Raw genomic sequence first — 4,042 nt, forward strand, 5'->3', positions numbered from 1 at the left:
ATGCGGGTGAGCGTCTTGCGGCGGGACTCGCGGTACCCGCCGATGTCGAGCATGAGGCGGCTGCGGGACCCCGTGCTGCGGTGCACGGCCAGGCGGGTGAGCTCCTGGAGGGCCTCCAGGACCTCGCCCTTCTCCCCGATCAGCTCGTCGAGGGTGGCGCCGACGACCGACACCATGGCGCGGTCGCCCTCGACGTCCATGTCGATGTCGCCGTCGAAGTCGGCGATGTCGAGCAGTCCCTCGATGTAGTCCGCGGCGATGTCGCCCTCGGCCTCCAGCGCCTCGACGTCGGGGCCGGCGGCGTCGTCCGGCTCCGGGGCGTCCGCGACGGCGACGCTGCCGCGGGTGTCCTCCGCGTTCTCGGTGTTGCTGCTCACAGCGAGCTGTCTCCTAACGTCTGAGTGGTGCCGGTCGTGCGCGTCCAGGGCTGCCGCCTGCGCACGTGTCGCAACCCCCGAGGCCCTACTTCTTCTGCGGGTTGCCGCCGGAGCGCTTCGCCCGCGGCTGCTTCTTCGGCTGCTTACGCTCGATCTTAGGCTGTTCGACCGGCTCGGGAGCGGACTCCTTGCGCTTGCCGAGAAGTCCCTTGGCCGACGTGTTCGGAGTGGAGGACGCGGGAGCGGTGCCGTCCGCGCCGGGCACCGGGTGCTTGCGGTAGAGGAAGTGCTGCTGCCCCATGGTCCAGACGTTGGACGTGACCCAGTAGATGAGGACACCGATCGGCATGCCGAGGCCGAAGAGGCCGAACGCCGGCGCCATGTACATCATGATCTTCTGCGACTGCATCATGGGGTTGTCCGCCACCTGGAGGTGCGCGGTGCGCTTGATGCTCTGCCGCATGGTCAGGAAGGTCGTGAGGCCCATGATCACGCAGGCGATCACGATGACGATCTTGGCGGTCACCGGGTTGGCGCCGTACTGCTCCAGGTCGGCGGCGGAGCTGGTGAACTGCGCGGCCAGCGGCGCGTGCAGGATGAGCGCGCCCTGAGCGCTGTGCACGAGGTCGGCGGTGAACCCGTACTGGGCCTGGCCCTGGGCGACGCTGCGCAGCACGCTGAAGAGCGCGAAGAAGACCGGCATCTGCAGCAGCAGCGGCAGGCAGCCCATCACCGGGTTGGTGCCGCTCTCCTGGTAGAGCTTCATCAGCTCCTGCTGCTGGCGCTGCTTGTCGTTCTTGTAGCGCTCCCGCACCTTCGCCATCTGCGGCTGCATTTCCTGCATCTTCCGCTGCGTGTGCATCTGCTTCACGAACAGCGGAACCATGATGAGCCGCACGACGACGGTCAGCGTGACGATGGACAGGCCCCACGCCCAGCCGCCATCGGGATCGAGCCCCAGGGCCGTCAGACCCGAATGGATCTGGATCAGCACCCAGCCGACGATGTTGTAAAGCCAGTCCAGCACCGGCCAACTCCCTTTTCCTTGGATTCAGCTACGGGCCCGTCGGCCCGGACGAGGCGCCGCCGTCGGCGCCTGGGCCCGTGTCGTGCGCGACGGCGGTGCCGCGGCGCGGAGGGACGGGGTCGAGCCCACCCGGATGGAACGGATGGCAGCGGGCGATGCGGCGGACGGTCAGCCACAGTCCGCGCACCGCGCCGTGGACCCGGAGCGCCTCGACCGCGTAGGCGCTGCACGACGGGTAGAAGCGGCACACCGGCGGGAAGAGCGGACTGATGAAGCGCTGGTACCCGCGGATGGGCACCGTCAGCAGTCGTGCCGCCGCCGTGGGTCTGTGGTCGCTCATCGGTCCGTCAGCTCTCCGCCGCCGCGCGCGTCGGACGGGGCCGGTGACCCCCGGCGGCGGCGTGTGGTGCCACTGCGGGGGCGCATCGCCGAAGCGAGGGCACCGTCGAGCTGCGCGGCCAACGTGTCGTGTCGCAGGGACGCGGCCAGGGGTTTGGCCCGCACTACCAGCAGGCTACCCGCAGGCAGCAACGGCAGCCGATCGCGCACCAGGTGGCGGAGCCGGCGCTGGACGCGCTTGCGGACCACCGCGCCGCCGACGGCCTTGCTCACCACGAACCCAACGCGGGGGGGCTCGGCGGGGCCGTCGGGGCGGGGCGGCAGGTAGACGACGCCGAGGGCGTCGCGGCCGGCGCGCCGCCCCGCGCGCAGGGCGCGGCCGAACTCGGCACTGCGCCGCATGCGGTTCTCGGGCGACAACATCGGCAAAGGTCCTCGAACACAGAAGCGGACCGGCCGCCGAAGGGGCGGCCGGCCCGGAGGTCAACGATCGACTGCCGCGCCTACTGGCTGACGGTCAGCCGCACGCGCCCCTTGTTCCGGCGCGCGGCGACGATCGCGCGTCCAGCACGGGTCCGCATGCGCAGCCGGAAACCGTGGACCTTGGCGCGACGCCGGTTGTTCGGCTGGTACGTACGCTTGCTCACTGCTGGGCTCCAGGGGCGTGTTCAGAGGTGCTACGGCACGACCCCGCCGCGAGCGGGGCCTCGGTGTCTGCGCTGATCGACGTCGCGGGGACGTCCGGCAGAACATCGCCCGCTCGCCTCGCCGTGCCGCGTGCCGAGGAGGTACGCAGACGGATAGCGACTTAAGCATAACGACCATATGGGCTGCCCGGACGGCGGTCAAATCGGCCGGGCCGCCGCGGTCCACGGCCGCCCGCCAGTGGGGACCCGTCCGGACCTCGGCGGACGCCCCGTGCCGCCCGCTCCGGGGCGCCCATGGCGCGGTCGGGCGGGTGGTCCCGGGCGGCGTGATCCACAGAAACCGCCGACTGTGGACAACCACCTCTCCACAGGCTGTGCACGGTCCACCGGCACCCCTAAGCTGTGGATAACCTCGGAGGCGGCCGTTGTCCACAGCCCCACCGCCGACGGGCCCCTCACGCCCGCGGCATCCCCCGTTCTCACCCTGGGTGACCAGGCAGTTGTGGATAAGTCGGCCGAGGTCGCGCGGATCTGTCAGGCTGTGTATGGACCCGTGCACAACATGTGGACGACCTCGGAAAACTGTGGAGGACGCGTTCGCGCCCAGCCAACCAGAGGGCGGCCGCCGGCGCGAGTCCGTACACAGCGCGTTCCACAGAATCGGGCCGGTTGCCCACAGGGACGCACCTTCGCGGCACGACGGTGCGCGGGCCGGTGCGGCGGGCGGGACAATGGGACGCCCGGCGCTCCGCGGCCGGGGCGCGCGGCAGGAGCAGGAGAACGTGAGAAGGGGACGAACCATGGCAGGTCACCGTGTCTGAGGCACAGGTCAACCTCGCGATGGTGTGGTCGAGCGTGCTGGACAGCCTCGACAACAGCACGCTCCCCCCGCAGCAGCGCGCCTGGCTCCCGCAGACCCGGCCGCTCGGGCTGATCGAGGACACCGCCCTGCTGGCGGCCCCCAACGAGTTCGCCAAGGAGATCCTCGAGACCCGGCTGCGCCCCGCCATCAGCCAGGCGCTCTCGGCCGAACTCGGCCGCGAGATCCGGGTCGCCGTCACGGTCGACCCGGCCGCCGTGCAGCCGGCGCCCCCGCCCGGCGCGCCGCCCGCCGGCTACGGTCCCGGCCCCGCGGCGCCCACCTGGCAGCAGCCGTCGATCGTCCCCGAGGACCTGCCGGGGCCGCCCGCCCCCGGCGAGGCGCTGCCCGACGGCCGGTTCGGCCGGTCGGGCCACCCCGGCGCGCCCGGTCAGCCCGGTCAGCCCGGTCAGCACGGGCAGCACGGGCAGCACGGCCAACATGAGCAGTCCGGCCAGCACGGGCAGCACGCGTTCCCGCCCGACCCGCAGGGCCGCGGCCGGCACGGCTACCCCTCCCCCGCCGACGGCGGCCACCCCGGCCGCCCGGGCGGCGGCCCCTCGGGGCCCGGCCGCCGCGGCGACGGCGACGACCTGCTCGCCCCGCGCCCCGACCACGACCGCTACCGCGACTGGCAGGACCAGCGCCAGTGGGGCCCGCCCAACCGGTGGGAGACCCCGGCGTGGGAGAACCCGCCCGACCGCCCGCACCACCCGCCGGCCGGCCGCCCCGGCCCCTCGGGGGGGCCCGACCCGCTGCCGGTGGCCCCGCCCGACTCCCCGCCGGGCCGGCC

At 72.8% G+C, this 4,042-nt stretch carries 6 protein-coding genes; 1 reads left to right on the forward strand and 5 read right to left on the reverse strand.

Annotated elements, in window-relative coordinates; translation table 11 throughout:
* From NT8_RS27445 to rpmH, 5 genes are all read right to left on the reverse strand, one after another.
* Positions 1-377, reverse strand: a 377-nt coding sequence (locus tag NT8_RS27445) for a Jag family protein (protein WP_067975835.1), incomplete at its 3' end; no start/stop codon positions are given.
* Positions 378-462: 85 nt separating this feature from the next.
* On the reverse strand, positions 463-1,404 hold the full coding sequence (yidC, locus tag NT8_RS27450; protein ID WP_067975837.1) for a membrane protein insertase YidC: 942 nt from the start codon (positions 1,402-1,404) through the stop codon (positions 463-465).
* A gap of 28 nt (positions 1,405-1,432) precedes the next feature.
* The gene (gene yidD / locus NT8_RS27455) at positions 1,433-1,744 is read right to left on the reverse strand and encodes a membrane protein insertion efficiency factor YidD (protein ID WP_067975840.1); all 312 of its coding nucleotides are present in this window, start codon (positions 1,742-1,744) and stop codon (positions 1,433-1,435) included.
* Entirely contained in the window at positions 1,741-2,166 is a 426-nt protein-coding gene (rnpA, locus tag NT8_RS27460) for a ribonuclease P protein component (protein ID WP_067975843.1), read from the reverse strand. The genes yidD and rnpA overlap by 4 nt, the downstream gene beginning before the upstream one ends.
* 80 nt (positions 2,167-2,246) lie before the next feature.
* Positions 2,247-2,390 carry a 50S ribosomal protein L34 gene (gene rpmH, locus NT8_RS29015; RefSeq protein WP_084469336.1) on the reverse strand — a complete coding sequence of 48 codons (144 nt, stop codon included), beginning with the start codon at positions 2,388-2,390 and terminating at the stop codon, positions 2,247-2,249.
* Between the two features lie 813 nt (positions 2,391-3,203).
* Here rpmH and NT8_RS31115 point away from each other — a divergent pair.
* The coding region (locus tag NT8_RS31115) for a DnaA N-terminal domain-containing protein (protein ID WP_281203543.1) at positions 3,204-4,042 on the forward strand (839 nt) is incomplete at its 3' end.

This window comes from Nocardiopsis trehalosi NBRC 14201, from assembly GCF_001552555.1.
Lineage (GTDB): Bacteria > Actinomycetota > Actinomycetes > Streptosporangiales > Streptosporangiaceae > Nocardiopsis_B > Nocardiopsis_B trehalosi.

What these genes read in the sequence shown, in the direction of transcription:
- rnpA (WP_067975843.1), bottom strand. Translation starts at nt 2,166, where the DNA reads ATGTTGTCGCCCGAGAACCGCATGCGGCGCAGTGCCGAGTTCGGCCGC.
- yidD (WP_067975840.1), bottom strand. Translation starts at nt 1,744, where the DNA reads ATGAGCGACCACAGACCCACGGCGGCGGCACGACTGCTGACGGTGCCC.